This is a genomic window from Pseudomonas syringae pv. cilantro, assembly GCF_001293775.1.
GTDB classification, from domain to species: Bacteria; Pseudomonadota; Gammaproteobacteria; order Pseudomonadales; family Pseudomonadaceae; genus Aquipseudomonas; species Aquipseudomonas syringae_P.
Genome location: NZ_LGLN01000073.1, coordinates 3,014 through 3,314 on the forward strand (window position 1 = coordinate 3,014; position 301 = coordinate 3,314).

General features: G+C 54.2%; 1 protein-coding gene. It reads right to left on the bottom strand.

What is annotated here, in order from left to right; translation table 11 throughout:
- On the bottom strand, positions 1 to 301 hold a 301-nt coding region (locus tag ABJ99_RS19740; protein ID WP_195842912.1), incomplete at both ends, for a glycoside hydrolase family 68 protein.

Below are 301 nucleotides of genomic sequence, written 5' to 3' on the forward strand. Positions count from 1 at the left end.
GGCGGAAGTATTTCCCACTCTTCGCCACTGAGATCTTTTGCAACCGCCAGACCGATACAACCCACCTGGAATCTGGCACCCCCGACGTCTTCATGACCCGGTGGCACAGGGCCAAGTTCGGCAACCCCTACTGTGTGCGAACCGCGTTCACCGGCGACATTGCCTTCAAACACCATATACAACTTGCCATCATTAGGATCAATGAACGGACTGGGGTCGCGAAAGTTCCAGCTCGAGTTCTGCGCTTCGGTTTGATAATAGGTGCCGTCGGCCTCGAACAGTTTTTTGACCTGGGTAAAGT